Source organism: Smaragdicoccus niigatensis DSM 44881 = NBRC 103563 (assembly GCF_000380645.1).
GTDB lineage: Bacteria > Actinomycetota > Actinomycetes > Mycobacteriales > Mycobacteriaceae > Smaragdicoccus > Smaragdicoccus niigatensis.
This window is the reverse complement of sequence record NZ_AQXZ01000006.1, coordinates 1-23,666: the sequence shown is the minus strand read 5'-3', so window position 1 is coordinate 23,666 and position 23,666 is coordinate 1. Positions and strand designations below refer to the sequence as shown.

Annotated in this window: 22 protein-coding genes and 1 riboswitch; of the genes, 10 read left to right on the top strand and 12 right to left on the bottom strand. The window is 64.6% G+C overall.

Annotated features, from left to right (window positions below; all coding sequences use genetic code 11):
- Positions 1-27 precede the first annotated feature (27 nt).
- The 5 genes from F600_RS26300 to F600_RS0100655 are packed head-to-tail and all read right to left on the bottom strand — an operon-like array spanning position 28 to position 5,987.
- The gene (locus tag F600_RS26300) at positions 28-3,375 is read right to left on the bottom strand and encodes a serine/threonine-protein kinase (protein ID WP_018158647.1); all 3,348 of its coding nucleotides are present in this window, start codon (positions 3,373-3,375) and stop codon (positions 28-30) included.
- 55 nt (positions 3,376-3,430) lie between these two features.
- Entirely contained in the window at positions 3,431-4,438 is a 1,008-nt protein-coding gene (gene fgd / locus F600_RS0100670) for a glucose-6-phosphate dehydrogenase (coenzyme-F420) (RefSeq protein WP_018158646.1), read from the bottom strand.
- A 2-nt stretch (positions 4,439-4,440) separates the two neighbouring features.
- Positions 4,441-5,235, bottom strand: coding sequence for an SDR family NAD(P)-dependent oxidoreductase (locus F600_RS0100665; RefSeq protein ID WP_018158645.1), 795 nt, complete (start codon positions 5,233-5,235; stop codon positions 4,441-4,443).
- Complete coding sequence (locus tag F600_RS0100660; protein ID WP_018158644.1) at positions 5,232-5,576, bottom strand: HNH endonuclease; 345 nt, start codon at positions 5,574-5,576, stop codon at positions 5,232-5,234. The genes F600_RS0100665 and F600_RS0100660 overlap by 4 nt, the downstream gene beginning before the upstream one ends.
- 21 nt (positions 5,577-5,597) lie before the next feature.
- Positions 5,598-5,987 (bottom strand): DUF3052 family protein, encoded by a 390-nt coding sequence (locus F600_RS0100655; RefSeq protein ID WP_026306016.1) that lies wholly within the window; start codon positions 5,985-5,987, stop codon positions 5,598-5,600.
- A gap of 52 nt (positions 5,988-6,039) precedes the next feature.
- On the opposite strand from F600_RS0100655, the gene F600_RS0100650 reads away from it, so the two are divergent.
- Positions 6,040-6,834, top strand: coding sequence for an HAD-IIA family hydrolase (locus F600_RS0100650; protein ID WP_018158642.1), 795 nt, complete (start codon positions 6,040-6,042; stop codon positions 6,832-6,834).
- Here the strand turns inward: F600_RS0100650 and F600_RS26295 are convergent.
- From F600_RS26295 to F600_RS0100625, 5 genes are all read right to left on the bottom strand, one after another.
- Positions 6,831-7,265, bottom strand: coding sequence for an SRPBCC family protein (locus F600_RS26295; RefSeq protein ID WP_162141375.1), 435 nt, complete (start codon positions 7,263-7,265; stop codon positions 6,831-6,833). The genes F600_RS0100650 and F600_RS26295 overlap by 4 nt on opposite strands.
- A gap of 63 nt (positions 7,266-7,328) precedes the next feature.
- The gene (locus F600_RS26290) at positions 7,329-8,483 is read right to left on the bottom strand and encodes a DUF2235 domain-containing protein (protein WP_018158640.1); all 1,155 of its coding nucleotides are present in this window, start codon (positions 8,481-8,483) and stop codon (positions 7,329-7,331) included.
- 174 nt (positions 8,484-8,657) lie between these two features.
- Positions 8,658-9,878, bottom strand: coding sequence for an O-succinylhomoserine sulfhydrylase (locus F600_RS0100635; RefSeq protein ID WP_018158639.1), 1,221 nt, complete (start codon positions 9,876-9,878; stop codon positions 8,658-8,660).
- Positions 9,875-10,261 carry a rhodanese-like domain-containing protein gene (locus F600_RS0100630; RefSeq protein WP_018158638.1) on the bottom strand — a complete coding sequence of 129 codons (387 nt, stop codon included), beginning with the start codon at positions 10,259-10,261 and terminating at the stop codon, positions 9,875-9,877. The genes F600_RS0100635 and F600_RS0100630 overlap by 4 nt, the downstream gene beginning before the upstream one ends.
- 21 nt (positions 10,262-10,282) lie before the next feature.
- Positions 10,283-10,398: riboswitch (SAM riboswitch) on the bottom strand.
- Positions 10,399-10,440: 42 nt separating this feature from the next.
- On the bottom strand, positions 10,441-10,899 hold the full coding sequence (locus F600_RS0100625) for a hypothetical protein (RefSeq protein ID WP_018158637.1): 459 nt from the start codon (positions 10,897-10,899) through the stop codon (positions 10,441-10,443).
- Positions 10,900-10,915: 16 nt separating this feature from the next.
- Here F600_RS0100625 and F600_RS0100620 point away from each other — a divergent pair, with 16 nt between their 5' ends.
- Positions 10,916-12,448: a DUF7782 domain-containing protein gene (locus F600_RS0100620; RefSeq protein WP_051090693.1), complete on the top strand. Its 1,533-nt coding sequence runs from the start codon at positions 10,916-10,918 to the stop codon at positions 12,446-12,448.
- 136 nt (positions 12,449-12,584) lie between these two features.
- Complete coding sequence (locus tag F600_RS0100615; RefSeq protein WP_026306015.1) at positions 12,585-13,322, top strand: amidohydrolase family protein; 738 nt, start codon at positions 12,585-12,587, stop codon at positions 13,320-13,322.
- A 42-nt stretch (positions 13,323-13,364) separates the two neighbouring features.
- Here F600_RS0100615 and F600_RS0100610 read toward each other — a convergent pair whose 3' ends face one another.
- Positions 13,365-13,844, bottom strand: a complete 480-nt coding sequence (locus tag F600_RS0100610; protein ID WP_018158634.1) for a DUF456 domain-containing protein — start codon at positions 13,842-13,844, stop codon at positions 13,365-13,367.
- 57 nt (positions 13,845-13,901) lie between these two features.
- On the opposite strand from F600_RS0100610, the gene F600_RS0100605 reads away from it, so the two are divergent.
- The 7 genes from F600_RS0100605 to F600_RS31425 all read left to right on the top strand — a co-directional run bounded on the left by F600_RS0100605 (position 13,902) and on the right by F600_RS31425 (position 23,345).
- Positions 13,902-14,987: a CaiB/BaiF CoA transferase family protein gene (locus tag F600_RS0100605; protein WP_018158633.1), complete on the top strand. Its 1,086-nt coding sequence runs from the start codon at positions 13,902-13,904 to the stop codon at positions 14,985-14,987.
- 41 nt (positions 14,988-15,028) lie between these two features.
- Positions 15,029-16,840: a putative bifunctional diguanylate cyclase/phosphodiesterase gene (locus tag F600_RS26285; RefSeq protein WP_018158632.1), complete on the top strand. Its 1,812-nt coding sequence runs from the start codon at positions 15,029-15,031 to the stop codon at positions 16,838-16,840.
- A gap of 5 nt (positions 16,841-16,845) precedes the next feature.
- The gene (locus F600_RS0100595) at positions 16,846-18,897 is read left to right on the top strand and encodes a prolyl oligopeptidase family serine peptidase (RefSeq protein ID WP_018158631.1); all 2,052 of its coding nucleotides are present in this window, start codon (positions 16,846-16,848) and stop codon (positions 18,895-18,897) included.
- 171 nt (positions 18,898-19,068) lie between these two features.
- Positions 19,069-20,373: a hypothetical protein gene (locus F600_RS0100590; protein WP_156024334.1), complete on the top strand. Its 1,305-nt coding sequence runs from the start codon at positions 19,069-19,071 to the stop codon at positions 20,371-20,373.
- 101 nt (positions 20,374-20,474) lie between these two features.
- Entirely contained in the window at positions 20,475-21,533 is a 1,059-nt protein-coding gene (locus F600_RS0100585) for a beta strand repeat-containing protein (RefSeq protein ID WP_018158629.1), read from the top strand.
- Positions 21,534-21,546: 13 nt separating this feature from the next.
- Positions 21,547-22,287, top strand: a complete 741-nt coding sequence (locus F600_RS26280; RefSeq protein WP_018158628.1) for a hypothetical protein — start codon at positions 21,547-21,549, stop codon at positions 22,285-22,287.
- 11 nt (positions 22,288-22,298) lie between these two features.
- The gene (locus F600_RS31425; protein WP_018158627.1) at positions 22,299-23,345 is read left to right on the top strand and encodes a hypothetical protein; all 1,047 of its coding nucleotides are present in this window, start codon (positions 22,299-22,301) and stop codon (positions 23,343-23,345) included.
- A gap of 48 nt (positions 23,346-23,393) precedes the next feature.
- Here the strand turns inward: F600_RS31425 and F600_RS26275 are convergent.
- A partial coding sequence (locus F600_RS26275; protein WP_018158626.1) for an IS30 family transposase occupies positions 23,394-23,666 on the bottom strand: 273 nt, incomplete at its 5' end.

The window sequence follows — 23,666 nt, the reverse complement described above, 5'->3', positions numbered from 1 at the left end:
CGAGCTTATTCGGTTCTGCTTGAGCGCTCAGTCCCAATCGGCGACGACCGCGAGAAAATCGGTCGCGTTGTGGGACAGTCCAGATGGGCCTTCCAGGACGTACTCACGCACGCGCGCCCCGGTGTCCAGCAGCGGTCGCTTGAGTCCCAATCGTGCGCACAGTTCGACGGCCGACCGCACGAGTAACTGCGCTTCCTCCGGTGCGCCACCAGCGAAGAGGCATTCGGCGAGCAGCAGCCGGGCATGAAGCGCGGACCGCGGACGACGTTCGGCATCGATCGACTGGTACAAATCCGTAGCTCGCTCGACCGCTGCGTTGGCTTCGCCGGTCGTGAGCAATCTCCGGATCGCGGCGTTCTCATTCAGCTCGGAGATCTTCGTCGCGATGCCGCCTTCCCCCGGCTCGCCGACCGTCTCGGGAAGCTGGCTCAGCCCCAGACGTGCGCGTTCCTTGTCGATCGCCGCCGCGAGGCGGCGCACGCCGAGTGCCCGGGCAACCTCGACTCCGGCCTCGAGGCGCGGGATGGGGTCTTCGCCGAGGAGGTGGTTGACCCGCGCGCCGATGACGAACGACGCGATCATGAAGTCGACGAGCCCGCCTTCGATGCCGAGATCGGCGCTGTCGTCGAGCATCGCTTTGGCCGCGGTGAGGTGACCCTGCTCGTAGAGGACCTCCGCCAACGGGGCACCGAACAAACGCGTCGCATAATTCACCGCACCCGGTGACGGCTCGGCCAACTGAATGGCCCGCCGCAGGTCGGTTTCCGCGGACTGGATGTCCAACTCGTCGAACGATGCCTGGCCGGAGACGAAGTTGGCGTAGCTCGCGGAGTGCTGGCCCGTCGACAGGTGATGCAACGGCTCGGACCAACGGCGCCACGACCGGGCCTCGGCGAACTCGAACCGCTGCAGCGCCAGGAAGCCTGCGATATTCGCCGCCACCACGACGAGCCACGGACGCAGATACTCTTTGCGCGACAGCACGTCCGCCATTTTTTCCGGCAGACCCTCGACGTGGTCGGTGAACACCGCGGCGCACGCCCAGATCACCTGGACTTCATCGAGCTGATTCTGTCGTTCCTGGTTGTTGGGAGCCTGGCGCAGCAAGGCCTCGACCCGGCCCATACAGGCCATGAGTTCGTCGACGTGCTGCAGCAGAACATGCGACCACGAGAGGTTGATCTGCAGCACGATTCGGTTCGCGATCGCGGCAGTCGGAAGCTTCTCGCTCAGACCGACCACCGTCGGGTATTGCCCTTGCTCGACGAGTTCGGTCGACACCTGCTCGACGAGCACCGCGGCTTTTTCGACCTCGCCCGCAGCCAACCAGTGATGCACGGCCTGCGAGTGCATCTTGCGCATCGAAAACCATTGCGCGGCACGACGATGCACTTCGACGTACCGCTCTGGTTGGTCGCGTTCGAGCCGACGACGCAGGTAGTCGTTGAACAGGTGGTGGTAGCGGAACCAATCACCCTCTTCGTCCAGCCGGAACAGGAAGAGGTCGCGGTCCTCGATCTCTTCGAGCATCGTCTGGGCGCCGAGATGCCCGCTCAGCGCGCCGGCGAGGCCCGCGCAGATCTTCTCGGGGATCGACGTCGCGAGGAGGAAGTCGAGAATCGGGAGATCGAGTCCGCTCAACACGTTCTCGGTCAGATATTCACCGAGCGCCCGGCTGTGGCCGGAGATCCGCGCGATGAGCTCGCTCGGGTCAGGGTGAACATGCAGTGCGATCGACGCGAGCTGCAGCGCGGCCGCCCAGCCGTCGGTCGATTCTTCGAGCTTGGCGACGTCGGTCTCACCGAGTTCCAGACCCCAGTGATCGCACAGCAGCTGGCGGGATTCGTCGAAGTCGAATTTGAGCTCGTTCGACGTGATCTCGACGAGTTCGCCGCGAACTCCCAGTGTCGCGAGCGGCAGGCCAAGCCGGTTTCGGCTGGTCACAATGAGTTGCAGGTGGTGGCAGCCCTGCTCGATGAGGAAGCTGACGGCGTTTCGAGTCTCCGGACTCGTGACGCGATGCCAGTCGTCGAGGACGATCGCAAGCGGCTGGGACGTCGCGTGCAAGCGGTTGACGAGCGTCGTGAGTGCGTAACGCTCGACCGCGAGTTCCCGGCCCATGTCTTCGGCGATCCGCGGCAGCACCTGCTCGATCGACTCCACGAGATGCGCGAGGAACCACGGCGCGATGTTGTCGTCCTCGTCGACCGACAGCCAGGCCACCGGAACACCGTTGTTCTCGAGTTCGGTGACCCATTGCGCCGCCAGGCTCGTCTTTCCGAAACCTGCCGAGCCGTGGATGAACGCAAGCAGTTTCCCGCGGTTCGCGCGAAGCATGTCGAGCGCGTGTTCCCGGACGACCATCGACCGGTTCATCACGGGCGGGCGGAGCTTCGTCGCCGAGATCGGCGCACGGGTGGTGTGCGATGTCGGCGTCGGCACTTCCACCACGTCGTGGCGAAGTTCGTCCTCGGGGCTCGGCACAAGGAGACTCACGACCGGCAACCCTAGCGAAAGGCCCGCGGACCGCAATTGCTCCCCGAACTCCTCCGCCGAGTGTGGGCGATTGCCGGGATTGCGCGCCATCGCCCATTCCACGACCGCCGCGACCGCATCCGGGACGTTTGCCGGACGCAGCGGCGGTGTCGGCTGGTTGGCGATGCGGTTGAGATGGGCCAGCGGGTTCTCGCCGCTGTTGCGAGCGAACGCCGGCGAACCGTTGAGCGCGGTGTACAGCGTCGCGGCCAAGGCGTAGATGTCGGACGCGATGGTCGGTTCTCCGCCGCGCATGAGTTCGGGGGCCGTGTAGCTCGGTGAACCCACGATGAGGTCTTCGATCGTCGAGTCTCCGCCCGCAACCCGGGAAACCCCGAAGTCCGACAGCTGCGGCTCACCGAAGTCGGTGATGAGGACGTTCGCCGGCTTGACGTCGCGATGAAGCACCCCGGCGCGATGCGCGGACGCGAGCGCACCGGCCAGTTTCACACCGAGATTGATCACGTCGCCGACGGGCATGGCGCCCTGCTCCCGAATCATGGCGTCGAGCGAACCGCGCTGGTGGTACGGCATGACGATGATCGGCCGTCCGGCCAGCGTCACCCCAGCCTGGTGCACCTGAATGATGTACGGATGTCCGGACAGTCGGCCCATCGCCTGTTGTTCGCGGACGAATCGGGCGCGTTCGGTTTCATCGGAGTTCGCGTTGAGAACTTTGACGGCTACGGTGCGATCCAGGCCGGGCTGACGGCACCGGTAGATGACACCGAAGCCGCCCTGACCCACCAACTGGGGATCTTCGAGTCCCTCAGCCGCAAGTTCAGCCGACAGGTCGGTGCGAATCCGAGCCTGCGTTTGTTCCAGATCGCTTTCTGGCACGACAGCTCCTCTGCACGACATCCTAGTAGCGGTGCTGGTCGTGCAGCATGCTTCATCAGGTCAGGCGGCGCAAACGTGGCGCGAGGTCGCGAGCGAACAGTTCCAGAAACCTTTGCTGATCGTGACCCGGGGCATGAAACACGAGGTGGTTGAGCCCCGCATCGACGTACTGCTTGATCTCTTCGACGACCTGGTCGGGATCCGTACCCACAATCCACCGCTTCGCCACCTGCTCGATCGGCAGTGCGTCGGCGGCCGCTTCCATCTCGAGCGGATCGTCGATGCTGTGCTTCTGCTCGGGCGTGAGGGATAGCGGAGCCCAGAATCGCGTGTTCTCCAGCGCGGTTTCCCGGTCGGTCTCGTACGACATCTTGATCTCGATCATCCGATCGATCGCCTCGACGTCTCGACCCGCAGCTTCGGCACCTTCCTTGACCGCCGGAATCAGCTTCTCGGTGTAGAGGTCCATGCCCTTGCCGGACGTGCAGATGAAGCCGTCACCAGCGCGGCCTGCGTATTTCGCGACGAGCGGTCCGCCCGCGGCGATGTACACCGGGATGCCGCCCTCGGGGACGTCGTAGATGCTCGCGCCCTTGGTGCGGTAGTACTCGCCATCGAAATCGACACGGTCGCCCGTCCAGAGCTCGCGCATGAGCTTGATCGACTCGCGCAACCGCGCGTAGCGCTCTTTGAACTCCGGCCACTCACCGATGAATCCGGTCGCGATCTCGTTGAGGGCTTCACCGGTTCCGACCCCGAGCATGACCCGGCCGGGGTACAGACAGCCCATCGTCGCGAAAGCCTGCGCGACGACCGCCGGGTTGTAGCGGAACGTCGGCGTCATGACCGAGGTACCGAGCATGATCCGCTCGGTCCGCTCGCCCACCGCGGCCATCCACGCGATCGAGAATGGGGCATGCCCGCCCTTGTGCCGCCACGGCTGGAAGTGATCACTGACGGTCGCGCTGTCCATGCCGTGCTTCTCGGCGAGGACGGCGATCTCCACGAGTTCGCGGGGGCCGAATTGTTCTGCGGACGCTTTGTATCCAAGGCGAAGAGTCATCGTCAGTTCTTCCGGCCCACGGTCTTTGCCATCATGTCGGCCGCACCGCTGAGCCGCTGAACCTTCGCGTTCATCTCCGGCGCGATCTGGCCGAACGCCGACGCGAGGCGGAACTCACCGGGTGCCACCACGATTTCCCCCTTGTTCTTCGTGATCGCGCGAACCACGGCGTCCCCGACCTGCTCCGGGCTCACCGTACGAGCACCTCGCGGGAGGTTGTCGATGAGTCCACCCTCGACCGCCATGCCGGCGTCCCGAACGAATCCCGGCTCCACGATAGAAACCCCCACTCCCGAGGGATGAAGGTCTTGCCGCAGTGCCGCGGCGAACCCGCGGAGACCGAACTTCGTCGCGTTGTACATGGCCGCGCCAGGCGACGCGACGATTCCGGACACCGAGCCGATGAAGACGATGTGGCCGCCGCCCCGCGCCACCATCGCGGGGACGACCGCACGCGCCATGACGATCGGCGTCCGTAGGTTGACCCCAAGATTCCGGTCGATCTCCTCAACGGACAGGTCGGTGACCTGACCCATCCCCGGGAGTGCCGCGTTGGCGATGAGGACGTCGACGTCGCCGGCTTCCTCGAGCAGCTTCTGCACGCCGTCGGCGGTCGACAGGTCGGCCGCGATCGCGCGCGCGCCGAGCTCATTGGCGAGCGGCTCCAGAACGTCGGTCCGGCGGCCGGTCAGCACGAGGTTTGCGCCCTTGGCGTGCAGCGCCCGTGCCATGGCGTGGCCGAGGCCGCCCGTTGCACCGGTGAGGAGCACGCGGGCTCCAGCGAGGTTCACAGTCATTCCTCTGTCGTACCACCGATGTTGATGGAAACGAACCTCTCCAGAAAACGCTTCTCGTCGTATCGCTTTCGGCGCAACCAGCTCGTCACTTCGAAATTGCACTTGCTCGCGTTGCACGAGCGGCACGCCGGGACGACGTTGCGGAACGTGTACCGGCCGCCGCGCGAGATCGGCTGAACGCAGTCCTTCTGGAACTGGGTGTCGGTGCCGTCGCAGTACGCGCACGAACCCCACGCCGAGACGAGTTCGGTCCACTGGACGTCCGTCAGATCGTTGACGCGGGACGCGACGCGAGTTCGCCGCCGGCGGTCGTAGCGCTTCTTCCGACTGATTCCGGGCACCGGCCCAGTCTGGGCCAGCCGTCAGCGGTTTTCTTTGCGCCACACGAGTTTCAATCCGGACCAATCGTCATCAATGGCGGCGACCTTGACGTCGACGAGTCCGCGGGCAAGTGCGGAATTGCGAATGAGATTCTCGTTGACGTCGCTGACGTGGCCACCGGCCTTTCGCGGCCAGGCGATCCACAGGGAGCCCGCCGGGAAGATCACCTGCTGGAACTTCTCGACTGTGCCGTCGATCAAGGCCGCTTCGCGAACGAAGGCGAGCACGACATCCGCCGACGAAGAATGCGAAATCGGTTCCACCGGTGAGTCATCCAAAGCCCATTCGGAATCCGGAGAATGAATGACGAGAATATGTTCGGGCTTGATCCCCAATTTTCGAATCTGCGGGGTCGCCGAATATCCAGCCACGGATTCATCCCGCCTTCCTCGGTTGTTCACGGATCAGTGCCATTGTGGAGGTATGGGACTTTCCTACCTCATGGACATGGACGGCGTTCTGATCCACGAAGAACACCTCGTCCCAGGCGCTGACGAATTCATCGGCGAGCTGCGGGCCAACAAAACGCCCTTCATGGTCCTCACCAATAACTCGATCCGCACGCCGCGCGATCTGCAGGCGCGTTTGACGCGCACCGGACTCGATATCCCGGTGTCGTCGATCTGGACCTCCGCGCTCGCGACCGCGCACTTCCTCAACAGTCAACGTCCCGAGGGCACCGCCTACACGGTCGGCGAGTCCGGCCTCACGACCGCGCTGCACGAGATCGGCTACATCCTCACCGACTCCGATCCCGACTACGTCGTGATCGGCGAGACGCGGAACTACTCGTTCGAAGCCATCACCACGGCCATCCGACTCGTGGAACGAGGAGCCCGATTCATCGCCACCAACCCCGACCCGACCGGGCCGTCGCGCGACGGCTCCCTGCCGGCGACCGGCGCGGTCTGCGCGTTGATCACGAAAGCGACGGGCCAGGAGCCCTACTACGTCGGCAAGCCGAACCCGCTCATGATGCGGTCTGCGCTGCGGGCGATCGGCGCGCACTCGGAGCACACGCTCATGATCGGTGACCGCATGGACACCGACGTCGTATCCGGTCTCGAAGCCGGCCTCCGCACGATTCTCGTCATGACCGGAATCTCGACGAAGGAATCGATGGAACGGTTCCCCTACCGCCCGACGGCGGTCATGGAATCGGTCGCCGACCTCGTGGGACGCACCGAAGACCCGTTCGGCGGAATCTCCGAGGCTTAGACCTTCGCGGTCAGTCGCTTGTCGATCGTGCGCAGGACCAAACCGAAGATCTGCGTTCCGACCTGCTTCACCAGTCCGTCCGTGAACGGAATCTTGCTGTGGAAGTGGGACGTCCAGCTCACGAGCGTGCCGTCGGCGGTCTGCCGGAATTCGACCAGACCGAGGTCATGACGGAGCGGCGGGACCGACTTCAGCACCTTGTATTCCATCCGGTGCGGCCGGTCGAACGCCGTGATCTCCTCACGGAACCAGGCGCCCGGCGCCGCTATCTCCCGGATCGCACCGATCCCGTTGTGCTCAACCCGGCCGGGCTGGACGACCTTCGCCGAGAGAACTCCCGGCACCTCGATCCACGAACCGTGATCGACGTACGCATCGAAGACGTCCTGGACCGGCGCCTTGATGGTGCGCTGAATGAATATCGTCGCCATCAGGAGCTCCTCGGTTTCCGGCAATGCACTCATCTTCCTCGAAACCGACGGTCCTGAAAACGGTCAGATCTTTTGGGTTGGGTACGGCTCCTGGTGCCGATCGAGCCAGCGCTCGAAGTTAGCCGGACGATAGCCCCTGTCCGGAATCAACATGTCAGCGACCGCGACCGCCAAGTCCTTCTCCAAGCACATCTTGCGGTAGCCATTTCCGAAGAATCGATGTGACACCTCTCGTCCGCGACGCTCCTCCCACCAAAAATTGACCCGGCGAACCACATTGTGGACAACAAATGTGCCACGAAACAGAACTTCCTTCACTCCTCCGAGGAACCGCCGAATCTGTGCCGGGGTAGCGCCTGCCGGACTTGGATAGGTGTTGAACTGGAGACCCGCACCAGTCGCCAGTGCTTCGCGCTTCATCCAGTCGCGAGTGATGTCTGACAGGTGGGCATTGCCTCGGCCGCCCACATCGGAATGCACACCTCTGAACCACACCTGTTGGACGTCTCGATCAGTGATGTGCGTTGGAGTGGCGTTTGATCTCGCGCATTCGACCTCCGAGTCGCCGTCCTCCCACAGACACGGTTCGAAGGCCATTCGTGATTCGCCGATCGCAAGCGCTTGGCGCGCAACTCGAACGTGAGAACCCAACTTGATGTCATGGAATGCGTACTTCTGATCTGTGATCCCGACGATTCCGAGTGCTCCGACGGTGTCGAACACACCAAGGAACTCGATTTTGACTTCGTCATAGCAATGCTCGCTGTGGAATTTGTCCGCGGCCTCGTGAGAATTCGGCTTCCACTCGCGGTACAGCGTCAGGGCCTCGTGCGCCCTTTTTTCGTCCGACGCCGGCCCCGCGGCGCTGCGCCGAAGTAGACCAACGCGGGCGACCATCCCCGCGAGTGTCCGCGCTGTGTAGGCGCCTCGACTGAAGCCGAAAAGGAAGATCTTGTCCGGCTCAGGATCGTCGGCATAGTGCTCGACGAGGTACATGTACGCGTCGAGAAGGCTTTCGTCCAACCCTTCGCCGAACAACCCACCACGAAGTCGGTCCCGGAGTCCATGGACTCCGACCCCCGGCACGTACTTGGGCTTGAACTTGACCGAACTCTCGTTGATGTCATCGCAAATCAATTTGATGTTCGTTTGGTCCGAAACTGCTTGGACGAGCCCGTTCTGCCAGGTTCCGTCGCAACACACAGCAAGATTCCCCATAGGGGCCACCCCCAACAATCAGGTGGTTGGAGTAGTGAAATCAGCGCGCGACTATGGGCGCAGATGCGGACTGAGATCCATTCCGCTGGAACGAAATTCCGCTAAATTCTGATTCTTCCACTAGAGGACAGAAATCGGTATGTCCACTGATGAATGGACATACCGATCACGCTTCTAGCCGAGGGCGGTCTTCAGATCGGAGATGAGATCCTCGACGTCCTCGATACCCACCGAGATACGCACGACGCCATCGGTGATACCGACCGCCGCCCGACCCTCGGGGCCCATGGCCCGGTGGGTCGTGGTCGCGGGGTGCGTGATGAGCGTCTTCGCATCGCCGAGGTTGTTCGAGATATCGATGATCCGCAGCTTGTTGAGCACCTCGAACACGGCGTCCTTGGCTGACTCCGCCGGCGCATCGAGTTCGAACGTCACGACCGTGCCGCCGCCCGACATCTGCGACTTCGCGAGCTCGTACTGCGGGTGCGAGGGCAGGTACGGGTACTTGACCCACTTGATCCGCGGGTGCGGCTCGAGGAACTCGGCGATGCGCTGTGCGGACTGGTTCATCTGACGCACGCGCAGCGGCATCGTCTCGAGACCCTTGAGCAGCGTCCAAGCGTTGAACGGGCTCAGCGACGGGCCCGTATGCCGCATGAGCGTCTTGACCGGGCCATCGATGTATTCGAAAGATCCCAGAATGGCACCGCCGAGGACGCGCCCCTGGCCGTCGATGTGCTTGGTGCCCGAATACACGACGACGTCCGCGCCGAGGTCGAAGCTCCGCTGCAGCAGCGGGGTCGCGAAGACGTTGTCCAGCACGACCTTTGCGCCGGCCTGGTGTGCCAGTTCGGTGACCTTGCGAACGTCGACGAGCGACTGCATCGGGTTCGACGGGGTCTCGAAGAAGACCGCGGTGGTGGGCTTGCTCAGCGCAGCCTCCCACTGGGCGAGGTCTTCGCCGTCGACGAATTCGGTCTCGATGCCCCAGCGCGGCAGGATCTCATTGCACACCACGAAGCACGACCCGAACAGGCTGCGGGCCGCAACCAGACGATCACCCGCGCTGAGCAGCGCGCCCAGCGCCGTGAACACCGCGGACATTCCGCTCGCCGTCGCGAAGCACGCCTCGGCACCCTCGATGAGACGCAGTCGTTCTTCGAACATCGCGACGGTTGGGTTGCCGAAGCGCGAATACATGAAGTGGCTGATGTCGCCGGTGAAGGACGCCTCCGCCGTCTCCGCGTTCTCGTAGACGAAGCCCGAGGTGAGGTAGAGCGCCTCCGAGGTTTCCTCGAAACCGGAGCGGTTCAGACCACCACGAACCGCCTGTGTGGCGGGGCCGACGTTCTCCGGGAGGGAACGATCGAAAGCGCCACCCTTGGGTCGGGTCATTTCTCCTGCTCTTTCCACGGAAGAATCGACTTCCAGCCCGGTGCGAAGCGTCCCTCGAAGCCTTCGAGAACGTTGTAGGACGGAGCAATTCCCGCGGCGGTCGCGACCGTGGCGGCACCCACCGAGCGGTTCCCCGAACGACACAAGAACACAACCGGACCGGTCAGGCCAGCAGCCTTGAGATCGTCGATGAAGTCCGGGTTGCGCTCGCCATACGAGTTGGTCCACTCGATGAAGAGAGTCCGGCGATCGATCGACGTGGTGTCGGGCACACCGATGACCTGCCACTCCCGATCCGTCCGGACGTCGACGAGAACCGCATCCGGGTCCTCCGCGAGAAGATCCCACGCCTGCTGCGGCGTGATGTCACCTGCGTAGCTCACAGCTACTCACCCTTTCTTGGGAATCCGCGCTTGCCGCAACCTGTTTGGACTGCGGCCAGGTCGTCACCCGGAGCACCCCACCAGCGGAGGAGGGTTGCCGGTCAGCGAGCCGGGGCTTGGCGCTGACACTCATGACCTACACCGTTATTTACCAATGAGTGCGGGCTGACGTCAACTCATCATTTGTGGCAGACGAGCCAGCCGGCACCCTCGGGCTTGTACCACCACTCGGTGTCCTTGTCCTTGCCCTGATAGCTCAGCTTCACATCTGCCTTGGCAATGCCTGGCTCAGGACTCTCGGAACGCATGCGCGCGATCGAGATCCCCGTCGGCTCACCGTTGAGCGGTGCGTCCTTGTCGGCAAGCCCGGCACAGCTGAGCTGCTTCAGTCGCGTCGTGTCCCCGGCATTGTGCGCGGCGACGTACTGCTCCGTGAGCGAGCGAATCTTCTGCGCATTCGTCGGCCCGGAGTCACCCCGCTCACCGGTGAGGAAGATGTACCCGAGCACCAGCGCGAAGATCGCGAAAGCACCGAGAAAGGGCCACAGCGGACGGCGCGGCTCGTCGTCGTTGGCGATCACGTCGGTGCGCTCCGGCTGCGGATTCAAGCGCGCGCGTTTGCGGGTTCGTCTTCCCATGGTGTGCATTATTCCTATGCCGAATTCCCCCAGCCCGCGAAGTCCCCACTCGCCGCTTGCGGTGCTCGCTCCGAGCCTGCGCGATGCCCTCGACCGTGTCGGATTCACTGTTGAATCGATCAGCGAAGTGCTCGGGCCTGCCGCACACGCGGCCCTCGATCGGGGCGAGCCGGTCCCCGTTCGGCGGGCGTCGAAAACCGCCGGTGAGCTAGGCACACTCATCCGCCTGTTCCTCCTCGGCGACCCCGTGATTGAGCACGAACTGCGCATCGCGCTGGCCCCGGTCAACATCCACGAGGCCGTTGCCGCGGGGCTGCTCGACCGCGACGGCGACAACCTCACCGCCGCCCTCGACCTGCGCGCTCTCGACCTCGGCAACGGACCGGTGTGGGTTCTCAGCGACCTCGAGGACTCGCTCCGGCGACGCACGCTGAAGCCCGAGCACGTCCTTGGCGTCGGTCAGGCATCGCTGTCGCTGCTGCGGGCCACGCCGACCGCGTCGGTCGGCACGGTCCTCGACCTCGGAACCGGTTGCGGCGTCCAGGCGATGCACGCGGCCGGTTACGCCTCGAACGTCGTCGGCACCGATGTGAGCACGCGCGCGCTCTGGTTCGCCGAAGCCAACGCGGCCCTCAACGCCATGACGATCGACTATCGCGCGGGTTCCTGGTTCGAGCCGGTCGAGACCGAACGTTTCGACCTGGTGGTGGCCAATCCGCCGTTCGTCGTCGGCCCCGCGCGTGTCGAACACACCTACCGCGACTCCGGGCTCGCGCTCGACGGCGCCAGCGAACTCGTCATTTCCGGCGTTCCGGACCTCCTCAATCCTGGCGGAACGGCCGCGATGCTTGCGTCGTGGGTGCACATCGAGGGCGAAGACTGGCGATCGCGCGTTTCGCGGTGGCTCCCCGATTTCGGCATCGACGCCTGGATCGTGCAGCGCGACGTCGCCGACCCCGCGCATTACGTCGGCACCTGGCTGCGCGACGGCGGGCTCGACCCGCGCGACGAAGCCGCGCAAGCCCGGGCCGAAGCCTGGCTCGACGCGCTCGATGAATACGACGTCGAGGGCATCGGCTTCGGATTCGTGTACCTGCGCAGCATCGACGGCCCGACCGAGGTCCTCGCCGAAGACCTCACGCACGGCTTCGACGACCCACTCGGCGAGGAAGCGCTCAAGTACTTCGAGCGCTCGGCGTGGCTGCGGGCGGTCAACGCCGACCCGTCGATCGCGTGGAGTGCGCGCTATCAGGTTCCCGAAGCCACTGCCCTCGAACAGGTTTCACTACCGGGCGACGAAGGCTGGGAACGTAAGGTCACCCGCGTCCACCGCGGCGACGGACCGCGCTGGCAGCACGAGATCGATGACTCGGGAGCGGCGTTGCTGGCGGGCATGCGGCCCGACGGAATGGCCCTCGAAGACCTCGTCGAACTCCTCGCCTTCAGTCACACCGGCGAGGAGGCCACCGAGGAGTTCCGTGACGCGGCACTCGAACTCGTCACCGGTTTGGTGCGCCACGGGCTGATCAACCCGGTGCTCGACGTCTGACGCGGCCGGGTCCAGAGTCTCGTGCAGGGCGGCTTGTACAAAACCTGAGTTATGTACAAGCGCCGTGGTTGAAGAAACTTGCCGCGATTGGCGCCAGTCGGGACGGCGTCCGGAAACTTAGTGCATCCTGAACCTCGTGTTCGACGCACACATGCATGTGATCGACCCGCGGTTCCCGCTGGTCGCGAACAGCGGTTTCCTGCCGGAGCCGTACACCGTCGCCGACTATCACGCCGACATGGCGGGACTCGACGTTCAGGGCGGCGCGGTCGTGAGCGGGTCGTTTCAAGTCACGCATGACGACTGGATGCGGGCGGCACTCGACGAACTCGGCCCGAGCTGGGTGGGCGTCATCCAGCTCGACATGGACGCCACCGACGACGAGATCGTCCAGCTGAACTCGATCGGTGTCCGCGCGATGCGGCTCAACCTCAAGCGATTCCCGGGTGACATCGCGACTCTGACGAGGCAGGCAAAGCGCGCATACGAGATCGCCGGCTGGCATGCCGAGATCTACGTCGACGGCTCGATTCTGGAGTCGCTCGAACCCGTCCTGGCCCGCCTGCCCGCCATCAGCATCGACCACCTCGGCCTCGACGAGTCCGCAATGTCGTACCTGCTCGACCTCGTCAACCGAGGAGCCCACGTCAAGGCCAGCGGTTTCGGCCGCGCCGAACACCCCGATCTGGTGAAGACCCTGCGCCAGATTCACGCCGTGAACCCACATGCGCTCGTGTTCGGCAGCGACCTACCGAGTACGCGCGCCGCGCGTGCCTTCCAGCGCAGCGACCTCGACATCATTCGCGAGGCCGTCGTCGACGACGCGGACATGGTGTTCGACACGAACGCGCGCGAGCTCTACCGGATCACCTAGCTCCTACGTGGTTGACCCACAAACCGTCTGCGGACCACGGGACTAACCAGTGACGGCCGCAATCAGCCACACGCCCGAAGCGAGCAGTGCACCCACGAGCTCGACAAGCATCGACAGACCCACCGCCTTGAGCGCATGGATCGTGGCCCGCCAGGCCTCGCTGCCGTTGGTGCGCTGGAGTTCGGACAGGAAGCAGCCAAGGAGGAAACCCAGCGGCAATCCGAGAACCGGAACGACGAAGAAGCCGACGATTCCGAGCACGGTACCGATCACGATCGATCGAGTTGCGACACCGGCATTCTTGAGGTTCTTCCCCGGCCACGTGTACTTGATGACACCCGAGATGACCAGTAGCAGGGTGGCAATTCCGAACGCGACCCACGCGGCGGTCGTACCTTCGATGAACGCCCACACCCCGATTGCGCCGAAGATGAGCAACACGCCGGGCAGTGCAGGTATAACGACCCCGATACAACCGACCAGGATTACCAGTGCGACGATGAGTTCACCCCAAGCAGACATGGCACCAGGGTCACACATACCCACGTCATCGTCAGTGTGAGAAAGAGGACAAATCAGATGGCCAAAAGCGGTCCACTCTCCGGTGTTCGCGTCGTCGAACTCGCAGGCATCGGGCCCGGCCCGCACGCCGCGATGCTCCTGGCCAGTCTCGGCGCCGAGGTCGTGCGCGTACAGCGCGCCGGTCAGCTCCGCCCCGAAGGAAGGCCCAGCGACCACCAGCTGCGCGACCGCATGATCGTCGAGGCCAACCTCAAGGACCCCGCCGATCTGGACAAGGTCAAAGCGCTGATCGCTCGCGCCGACGTCCTCATCGAAGGCTTCCGGCCAGGCGTAACCGAGCGCATGGGCCTGGGCCCGGACGAGCTACTCGCCACCAACCCGCGCCTCGTTTACGGCCGAATGACGGGTTGGGGCCAGGAAGGCCCGCTCGCCGATCGCGCCGGCCACGACATCAACTACATCTCCCTCACCGGCGCCCTCCATGCGATCGGCCGGGGTGACGAGCGTCCGGTTCCGCCGCTCAACTTCGTCGGAGACTTCGGCGGCGGTTCGATGTTCCTCGTCGTCGGCGTGCTCGCCGCACTCGTCGAACGCGGAATCTCGGGCAAGGGACAGGTCGTCGACGCTGCCATGGTTGACGGCGCGCTCGCGTTGTCGCACTTCTTCTGGGCGATGCGCGGCGAGGGCATGTGGAGCGACAATCGCGCCGCGAATCTCCTCGACACCGCTGCCCCGTTCTACGACACCTACGAGACCTCGGACGGCAAGTACATCGCGGTCGGATCGATCGAGCCGCAGTTCTACGCCGAACTCCTCGCCGGCCTCGAACTCGACCCCGCCGAACTTCCGCACCAGTACAACTTCGCCGAGTGGCCGAACCTCAAGAAGATCTTCGCCGAGCGCATCGCCACCAAGACGCGCGACGAGTGGGATGCGATCTTCACGCCCACCGACGCCTGCGTGTCCCCGGTCCTCAGTTGGGCCGAAGCCGCCTCGAATCCGCACATCGCTTCCCGCGGCTCTCTGCTCGACATCGAAGGCGTCATCCAGCCCGCTCCTGCGCCGCGATTCTCGCGCACCTCGCCGGGCGAACCCGCGGCTCCAGCACGGTCGGCAACCGACATTTCGGACATCTGGACCTAAGGGACGGCACGGCGCCAGCCCGTCATCGCTAGGCTGACGCGGTGACCGAACCCCACGTCGAGGCGGCACGCGACCGAAGCGAGCGCGCGTCGCGGCACTTGGCGTTCGCCGCGCGTGGGGCCACGGCGTTGGCGCAATCGAACTGGATGTCGATCGTCACCGGTGGCTTCTACATGCTGGGTGGCCTGCTTGGTGACCTCGTCACCTACTTCATGCCCGGCGAAAGCGGCAGCAAGCCGCTCATCTACGCGATCGCGACGACGGCATTTTTCGTCGGCGTGTGGCTGGTCGTCGCGGGGCGGCGACTGCGTCCGGTGGACCACCAGTACCTCATCGGTGCAGCTACGGTCCTCGTGACGATCGCGGTCACCGCGGCGCCGAACAACATCGGCGCGATGGCGATCGCCTCGATGTACGTGCTGGCCTCGAGCGACGCGGCGTTCTTCTTTCCCGCCCGCCGGGCGATGTTCTTCGTCGCGTTCTCAATGGTCAACGAAGTTCTCGCCTTGGCCCTGCGTGACGACCTGCCGTGGTGGTCGGGTCTTCTCGGAGCCGGAATGGCAACCGGCGTCGGCATTGTCACCGCCGTACTCGCCCGGCTGGCATCGAACGCTGACATCGATGCGCTCACCGGGCTGCTCAACCGGCGCGGCCTGGACCAACTTCTCGAGGTCGAGATCGCCAAAGCCTCGCGCTCGGGCACTCGATTGGCACTCGTTCTCTTCGACATCGACGACTTCAAACACGTCAATGACGAGCAGGGCCACCGCGCTGGCGATGCGGTCCTCGTCGAGGTCGCAGACGTGTGGGGCAAGATCATCGCCGGCGAAGGAGTTCTCGCTCGATACGGCGGCGACGAATTCGCCCTGCTGCTCGCCGACACGACCGAAGACCGTGCGATAACGCTCGCTGAGACACTGCGTCGGGCCGCACCAATTCGCTCGTCTGCCGGAGCCACGTCGTGGCAAGCCGGCGAATCCGGTTCGCTGCTCGTCAGCCGCGCCGACGTGGCGCTGTACCGCGCAAAGCTCTCCGGCCGCAACCGCACGATGCTCGAATCGTCCGACCTTCCCGCGATCGCCAAGGAACTTCGCGACACCTTGGCGATGACGAAGGTCCACTACCAGCCGATCGTGCGGCTCGATCAACCGGACAACCCGATCTTCGGCATCGAGGCCCTCATTCGCTGGCGCTCGAAGCTCAAGCCGGACCTCAACCCGCAACAGGTCATCGAGATCGCCGAAGCCAACGACCTCGTCTTCGACCTCGACATCACGGTGCTCGGCATCGCCTGCCGCGACGCCGTCATGCTGCAGGACCGATCCGGGGCGCAGGGCCTCACGCTCCACGTCAACATGTCCGGACTCACGCTCAACAAGCCGATGTTCCTCATGGAAGTACGTCGTGTGCTGGCTGAAACCGGCTGGCCGGCACAGCAGTTGGTGCTCGAAGTCACCGAGACCGTCCTCGATGGCGACAAGCGGTACGCGATGGCGAAGCTCGAGCAGATGCGCGAAGAAGGCATCCGCGTCGCAATCGACGACTTCGGGACTGGTTACTCATCGCTGAGCCGCCTTCAGTCGCTGCCGGTCGACGAGCTCAAGCTCGACCGGACATTCGTCAGCGCGATCTCCTCCCACGGAACCGCTCTGCTCGAAGCCGTCGCGACGCTCGGTCGAGCTCTCAACCTCGCCATGATCGCCGAGGGCGTCGAGGACGCCGAACAGGCGGCGCTTCTCGCCTCACTCGGCTACCCGCTCGCCCAGGGCTACTACTTCGCGCGACCCATGCCGATCGAGCAGCTGTTGGAGCGCCTCACCACAACGAATGCGCAGTATCGTCGCGTCTTGTGACTGAGATGCTCCCCGTCGCCCCGGACACCTACCCTCGGCAATCTGCGCGAACCCTGCGGTTCACGGCGGGCGCACCGCGGTCGTACGCAATCGCTCCGGACGGTTCCCGGGTCCTGTTCCTTCGGTCGCGCGGTGACCGTCGAAACCTGTTGTGGCTGTTCGACGTCGAATCCGGAACTGAACGAGTGATCGCGGACCCGGACGTACTTCTCGGCAGCGCTTCGGAAGCATTGACCCCGGAAGAGAAGGCACGCCGGGAACGCGCCCGCGAAGGCGCTGCGGGCATCGTCGGGTACTCGACGGATGACGCCGTTTCGGTCGCCGCGTTCAGTCTCTCCGGGCGGTTGTTCGTCACGGATTTCACCAACACACGCGAGCTTCCGGTTCAGCACCCAATTCTCGACCCGCGTCTGTCTCCGGACGGACGGTCGGTCGCTTATGCGACACCAGCCGGTTCGATGCGGGTGTGCGACCTCGATGGCAACGACGAGTCGTTGGTCGAACCGCGCGGGAACGAGACCTGGGGCCAGGCCGAGTTCATCGCACAAGAGGAAATGAACCGAAGTCGAGGCTATTGGTGGGCTCCGGACTCTTCTGCGTGGCTCATCGCCCGCGTCGACTCGACACCCGTCGCTCGATGGTGGATCGCCGACCCCGCCAATCCGGCGACGCAGCCAGCGGAGATCGCCTACCCGTTTGCCGGCAGCGCGAACGCCGAAGTGACTCTGTGGCTCCTCGACGACCACGGCACACTGCGTCAGATCAGTTGGGATGCCGCTGAGTTCCCCTATCTCGCGCGGGTTCACTGGTCAGCCGGCGGGCCTCCCCTGATCGCGGTCCAATCGCGCGACCAAAAGCGCCTTCGGATCTGCGCGATCGACGTCACCTCCGGGGGGACGTTGGAGTTGCTCGAAGAGACCGACGACATCTGGATCGAACTATTCGATGGTGTGCCCGCGTGGACCGCTGGGGGCGAACTCGTCCGCATCAGCGATGCTCCGGGGCATCGCGCACTGCTCATTGGTGATGAGGTGGTGACCGGACCGGAGATCCACGTGCGGGCCGTACAGGCCATGACCGCCGACGATGTCCTCGTGGCGGCCAGCCCCGCCGATGCCGTCGGCGAGGTCGGGTCGTACTGGGTTCGTGCGAAGACGTGGGTTGGCACGGCCCCGGTGACGACAGCCGCCGCGTCTGGGGACCTCGTGGTTCTGAGTTCCGCGACACCGGATCAACCCGGGCGCGAAGTCACCGTGCTGCGCAACGGCAAGTGGGTCGGCGAGATCGGCTGGAACGCCGAGAAGCCGCTCATCACGGCTCGCCCCGTCTTCACCCGCGTCGAGGGCATTCCCTGCGCGGTCATCCTTCCGGAGGGCCACGACGGATCTCCGCTACCCGTTCTCATGGACCCCTACGGCGGCCCGCACGGGCAGCGGGTCGTGAAGGCACACAATTCGCACCTCGACTCGCAGTGGTTCGCCAACCAAGGCTTCGCCGTCGTCGTGGCCGATGGGCGGGGAACTCCCGGGCACAGTCCGGCATGGGAGAAGTCGGTGGCCAACGCCCTGGACCTTGCCCTCGACGATCAAGTGACAGCGCTGCAGGCACTCACGAAGGACTTCCCGCTCGACCTCTCTCGGGTCGGTATTCGCGGCTGGTCGTTCGGCGGCTACCTTGCGGCTCTCGCGGTCTTGCGCCGACCCGACGTCTTCCATGCCGCGGTATCGGGCGCACCCGTGACCGACTGGGCGCTGTACGACACCCACTACACCGAGCGCTACCTCGGCGACCCGGGTCAGCAGCCGGACGTCTACGAGCGCAACAGCCTCATCGCTGACGCACCGAATCTGGAACGGCCACTACTCCTCATCCACGGCCTCGCGGACGACAATGTCGTTGCCGCACATACGCTTCGGCTCTCGTCCGCATTGCTCGCCGCGGGTCGTCCACACTCGGTCCTACCGCTCACCGGCGTCACGCACATGGCATCGGGCGAAGAGGTCGCGGAAAACCTACTGCGGCTCCAGGTTGAGTTTCTGAAGCGCAGTTTGGGCTGACAACAAGTCAGTCAGGCCGACCTACTGTCTGTCCTTCGAATGAACTTTGGATTGGTTTGGGGAGTTGTTTCCAGCGACCAGTCCATGTGAATGAAGATTCAACAAAGCGGACCTGTGAAGCACCTGTCGACCGCACGTTGGGCCACATCTCCACTTCCCAAGGAGATGTTCATGAACCGACACGCAGGCAGAACCGGTGCGATCAAACTGGCGGTCGCGGCAGCAGCCACCACTGCAGCGTTCGTCGCCGTAAGCCCAGCTTCGGCAAACGCCGCCGGCAACGGTTGCATTTCGAACGGCTACCGCACAATCAGCCACGGCACCGCTACCTGCACGGCCGACCCCGGCAACTTCGCTGCCGCTCGGGGCGACAACAGCAGCGCCACAGCAACCAATGGCACGCGCAACATCGCAATCGCGAGCGGTGACAGCGCGGCTGCCACCGCCAGCGGGGGAAACAGAAACCGCGCCTTCGCCAGTGGAAACCACAGCACCGCTGGCGCCGGCAGCTTCATGGGCGGCAGCGGAAACAACAACGTCGCACGGGCTCGCGGCGCTAACACGTTCGCATTCGCCGGTGGTGCCAACGGTGGCACCGGCAACGACAACGTCGCCAGCGCCACCAACTCCAGCTCGGACGGCAGTGTCGAAGCGGACGCCTACAACGGAAACAACAACACCGCCACCGCTTCCAAGACTGGCACCGCCGGCTATGCACAGGCGTTCGCGTACAACGGCGACAACAACACCGCCGACGCCACGAACAGCGGAAATGACAGCGGCGCCGGGGCAGCCGCTCACGATGGCGATGGCAACAAGGCCACCGCCGCCAACAGCGGCAACGACAGCGGCGCTTCGGCCGATGCCTCCGGCGGAGACAACAACACTGCGATTTACACCCAAGAAGGCAACGACGCCAGCGGATACGCCGACGCGGGCGTGGGTGATAACAACACCGCCAAGGCCACCAATGGCGGAGACCATGGCGCAGCTTTTGCCGGTGCAGGTAGTGGCAACAACAACACCGCCACTGCGTCGAACACCGGCGACGGTAGCGCCAGCGCAGATGCATTAGGCGGGGACAACAACACGGCCAGCGCGACGAACAGCGGCAGCAACGGGGCCACCGCGACCGCGACCGCCGAGTTCGGCGACAACAACACCGCAACTGCCACCAACAGCGGCAGCGATTTCGCACAGTCGACCGCAACCGCCACAGACGGCGACAACAACACAGCGACAGCGACCAACAGCGGCAGCGACATTGCTTTCGCTACTGCAACCGCCGATGGAGACTTCAACGCAGCCGACGCCACCAATACTGGGGACGGCACCACAGAAGCTAGCGCAGAGGACGTCGGCAGCACGGCTACGGCGAGCAACGACACCTCCGGCCACGGAAAGGCCGTCGCGACGAACGGTGGTACCGCGTCAGCTACCGGGGCCTGTCTGGCCACGAACACCAGTTGTCCGTGAGCAGGGCGTGGGCGTGCAGAGCCTAAATTAGCGAATTCAATATCAACTCACGCGGTGTGGTTCGAAGATGTGAGACAGGCTTCGGCGTAGACAGGAAATCTATGGCACACGTCGCGTGGACTCTTGGCACCTTCACTGGATTCGCTCTCTTTCTGACCGCGCCGACCGCCCACGCTTCGCCGAACGTGTGTCTGTCCAACGGCTACGCCACGATCAGCCACGGAAGCGCGACCTGCTCCGCCGACCGCGGCAATTTCGCGGGCGCCTACGGCGACGGCTCCACGGCCAGCGCGACCGACGGAACCCGGAACCGCGCCGTCGCGATCGGCACTGACAGCACCGCCCGCGCGGGCGACATCACGGGTGACGGTTCCGGCAGCGGGAATCACAACACCGCCGTCGCCCGCGGAGCGAACACGACCGCCTACGCCGGCGGCTGGAAGACCGGCGGGACCGGAAACAACAACCGCGCGGTGGCAATCAACAACGGTGGACCCGGCAGCAGCGCGTTCGCCGGTGCCTACAACGGCGACAACAGCAGGGCAACGGCCATCACCAACGGCGGCGCGAACAGTGGCGCCAGCGCCAACGTGCAAGGCGGCGACAACAGCAGCGCGGTCGCCATCAACAATGGCGGTGAGTTCAGCTCGGCGCTCACCGACGCGTCGTTCGGGGAAGGCAACACCGCCCGCGCTACCAACAACGCCGGCGACCTGAGCAGCGCCTTCGCATCCGCGGGCACGGGAGACGACAACAGCGCAGTGGCCGTGAACAACGCCGGCGACAACAGTTTCGCAGCGGCCAACACCTACGGCGGGGACAACAACACCGCCACCGCGACCAATAACGGCGGCGACAACAGCGGCGTCCTCACGAACGCCACGTACGGCAGCGACAACACTGCCACCGGCACAAACTCCGGTACCGGAATATCAGACGCCGACCGGGCAATGGCGACGGCAAACGCCATCAATGGCGACGGGAACTCGGCCAACGCCAACAACGCGGGTTCCGGATCCACGAAAGCGATTGCCAACGATGGCAGTAGTTCCGCGACCGCTGCCAACAGCACGTCCGGCGACGGATCCGCGACCGCGACTGGCGGCGGCACTGCGAGTTCGAACGGCGCTTGCACCGCGGTCAACACCAACTGCCCGTAGACAGGAGACTTGCATGAAGCTTCGCTGGACGATCGGTGCGGTTGCTGGAGTGGCGTTTGCCGTGGGTGCGCCTGCGGTCGCCGACGCTTCCCCGAATATGTGCGTGACCAACGGGTACTACACGTACGCAAAGGGCACGGCCGCGTGCTCGGCTGGTCCGGGCAATTACGCGGGGGCGTACGGGGATAACGCGACTGCCGAGGCGGCGGGCGGTACCGGCAATCGGGCAACGGCGTACGGCACGAACGCGAACGCCACCGCCACCAACGGAGATCGAAACCAGGCAACCGCACGGAACTTCAGTCAAGACCCGACGAGCGGCGCCAGCGCCGGAGCGGGCGAGGGAAGCAACAACACGGCGATCGCCACCAATTACGGCAATTCGAGTGCCGCCTTTGCCACCGCCGGCGTCGGAAACGGCAACCGGGCCGTCGCCACGACCTACGGCGACTACGCCACCTCTACGGCTTCGTCGGGAAGTGGTGGCAACAACAACCTGGCAATTGCCACCAATTACGGCAGTGGCACCCCGAGCGACAGCTCGATCGCGTACGTCGTCGTATACAACGGCGACGGCAATGCCGCTCGCGCGACCAACCTCGGCGGCGGAACGACCGGTGCCAACGCCTCCGGCGGAGGCAGCAGCGCAACGGCAATCAACGGCACGAGCGGTGACGGCTTTGCCGACGCCACGGGCGGTGGAAACGCCCACTCCAACGGTCCATGCATCGTGCACAACGGCACCTGCCCATAGACAGGAATGACATGAACCACCGCTGGGCTATGGGCGCACTGACCGGCGCCGCAATCGCTTTCACGGCTCCTCTCATCGCGCAAGCCACACCGAATGCATGCTTCTCCAACGGCTACGTCGCCAGGTCGAGCGGTACCGCGACATGCTCGGCTGACCCCGGAAACTTCGCCTTTGCCAGCGGCGACGGCGCCAATGCCGAAGCCTCGCACGGCACCCGAAACCGGGCCCTCGCGTTCGGAACGGACAGCACTGCCCGCGCCGGGGACAACGACGGCCTCGGGCATGGCCACGGGAACAACAACTCCGCCATCGCGATCGGTCCTAACACGACGGCCGCAGCCGGTGGTTACATCGGTCCAGACAGCAACAACAACCGCGCCAAGGCAATCAACTTCGGCGGAGCCAACAGTTCGGCAAGCGCCTCCACCCACAACGGAAACGGCAACTCCGTCACCGCGATCAACACCAGCGGTGACTACAGCAGTGCGAGCGCGGGTTCCTTCTTCGGCAGCGGCAACACCGTGAAGGCGACAAACAGCGGCGGCGACTTCACGCAAGCCCAGGCCCAGAACGTCTACGGCGACAACAACACCGTCACCGCTGCCAACAACAGCGGCGACTTCAGCCAGGCTCAGGCGACGTCGACCGGCGGTAACGACAACACAGTCACCGCCACCAACAACAGCGGCGACTTCAGCCAGGCCGTCGCCCAGAACATCGGTGGCGACAACACTACGGCGGCGACCAACAACGGCGGCGACAACAGCGGCGCTGAGGCAGAAACCAACGGACAGAGCAGCAACGCCATCGCCACAAACACTGGCACGGGTACCGCGGGCGATGCGGCTGATGCCAATGCGACGAGCACCGGAGGTAGTGACAACACCGCCATCGCCACCAACAGCGGCAGCGGTACCGCGCTGGCCAATGCCTCCGATGCCGGCAGTACAGCAACCGCGACCAACAGCACGTCCGGCGACAGCGCAGCGTTTGCCACTGGCGGTCAGACCGCCATCGCAAACGGTCCCTGCAATGTCAGCAACGGAAGCTGCCCATGAGCTAGCCGCTCAAAAACGCTCGTCTCAGCGGAGGAAAGCCGGGCGGTTTCAAGCGGTCGCTGCAACTGGTTCGGTTGGATTGGACAGTAGTTGTTCGAGGGCCTCGGCTGGGGTTTTCCAGCTGAGGGTCTTTCGCGGTCGGCCGTTGAGCTCGGATGCGACGTTGTCGAGGATTCCCGGGCCGTGGAACGAGAGGTCCGTTCCTTTCGGGAAGTATTGGCGCAGAAGCCCGTTCGTGTTCTCGTTGCTGCCGCGCTGCCACGGTGAGTGCGGGTCGCAGAAGTAGATCGGCATGCCGATCGTGGCGGTGATTTTGGCGTG

Bases quoted from the DNA above. Each gene is read 5' to 3' on its own strand.
- fgd (WP_018158646.1), bottom strand. From the start codon at position 4,438: ATGACTCTTCGCCTTGGATACAAAGCGTCCGCAGAACAATTCGGCCCC.
- F600_RS0100665 (WP_018158645.1), bottom strand. From the start codon at position 5,235: ATGACTGTGAACCTCGCTGGAGCCCGCGTGCTCCTCACCGGTGCAACG.
- F600_RS0100650 (WP_018158642.1), top strand. From the start codon at position 6,040: ATGGGACTTTCCTACCTCATGGACATGGACGGCGTTCTGATCCACGAA.
- F600_RS26295 (WP_162141375.1), bottom strand. From the start codon at position 7,265: ATGGCGACGATATTCATTCAGCGCACCATCAAGGCGCCGGTCCAGGAC.
- F600_RS26290 (WP_018158640.1), bottom strand. From the start codon at position 8,483: ATGGGGAATCTTGCTGTGTGTTGCGACGGAACCTGGCAGAACGGGCTC.
- F600_RS0100635 (WP_018158639.1), bottom strand. From the start codon at position 9,878: ATGACCCGACCCAAGGGTGGCGCTTTCGATCGTTCCCTCCCGGAGAAC.
- F600_RS0100625 (WP_018158637.1), bottom strand. From the start codon at position 10,899: ATGGGAAGACGAACCCGCAAACGCGCGCGCTTGAATCCGCAGCCGGAG.
- F600_RS0100620 (WP_051090693.1), top strand. From the start codon at position 10,916: ATGCCGAATTCCCCCAGCCCGCGAAGTCCCCACTCGCCGCTTGCGGTG.
- F600_RS0100610 (WP_018158634.1), bottom strand. From the start codon at position 13,844: ATGTCTGCTTGGGGTGAACTCATCGTCGCACTGGTAATCCTGGTCGGT.
- F600_RS0100605 (WP_018158633.1), top strand. From the start codon at position 13,902: ATGGCCAAAAGCGGTCCACTCTCCGGTGTTCGCGTCGTCGAACTCGCA.
- F600_RS0100595 (WP_018158631.1), top strand. From the start codon at position 16,846: ATGCTCCCCGTCGCCCCGGACACCTACCCTCGGCAATCTGCGCGAACC.
- F600_RS0100590 (WP_156024334.1), top strand. From the start codon at position 19,069: ATGAACCGACACGCAGGCAGAACCGGTGCGATCAAACTGGCGGTCGCG.
- F600_RS0100585 (WP_018158629.1), top strand. From the start codon at position 20,475: ATGGCACACGTCGCGTGGACTCTTGGCACCTTCACTGGATTCGCTCTC.
- F600_RS26280 (WP_018158628.1), top strand. From the start codon at position 21,547: ATGAAGCTTCGCTGGACGATCGGTGCGGTTGCTGGAGTGGCGTTTGCC.
- F600_RS31425 (WP_018158627.1), top strand. From the start codon at position 22,299: ATGAACCACCGCTGGGCTATGGGCGCACTGACCGGCGCCGCAATCGCT.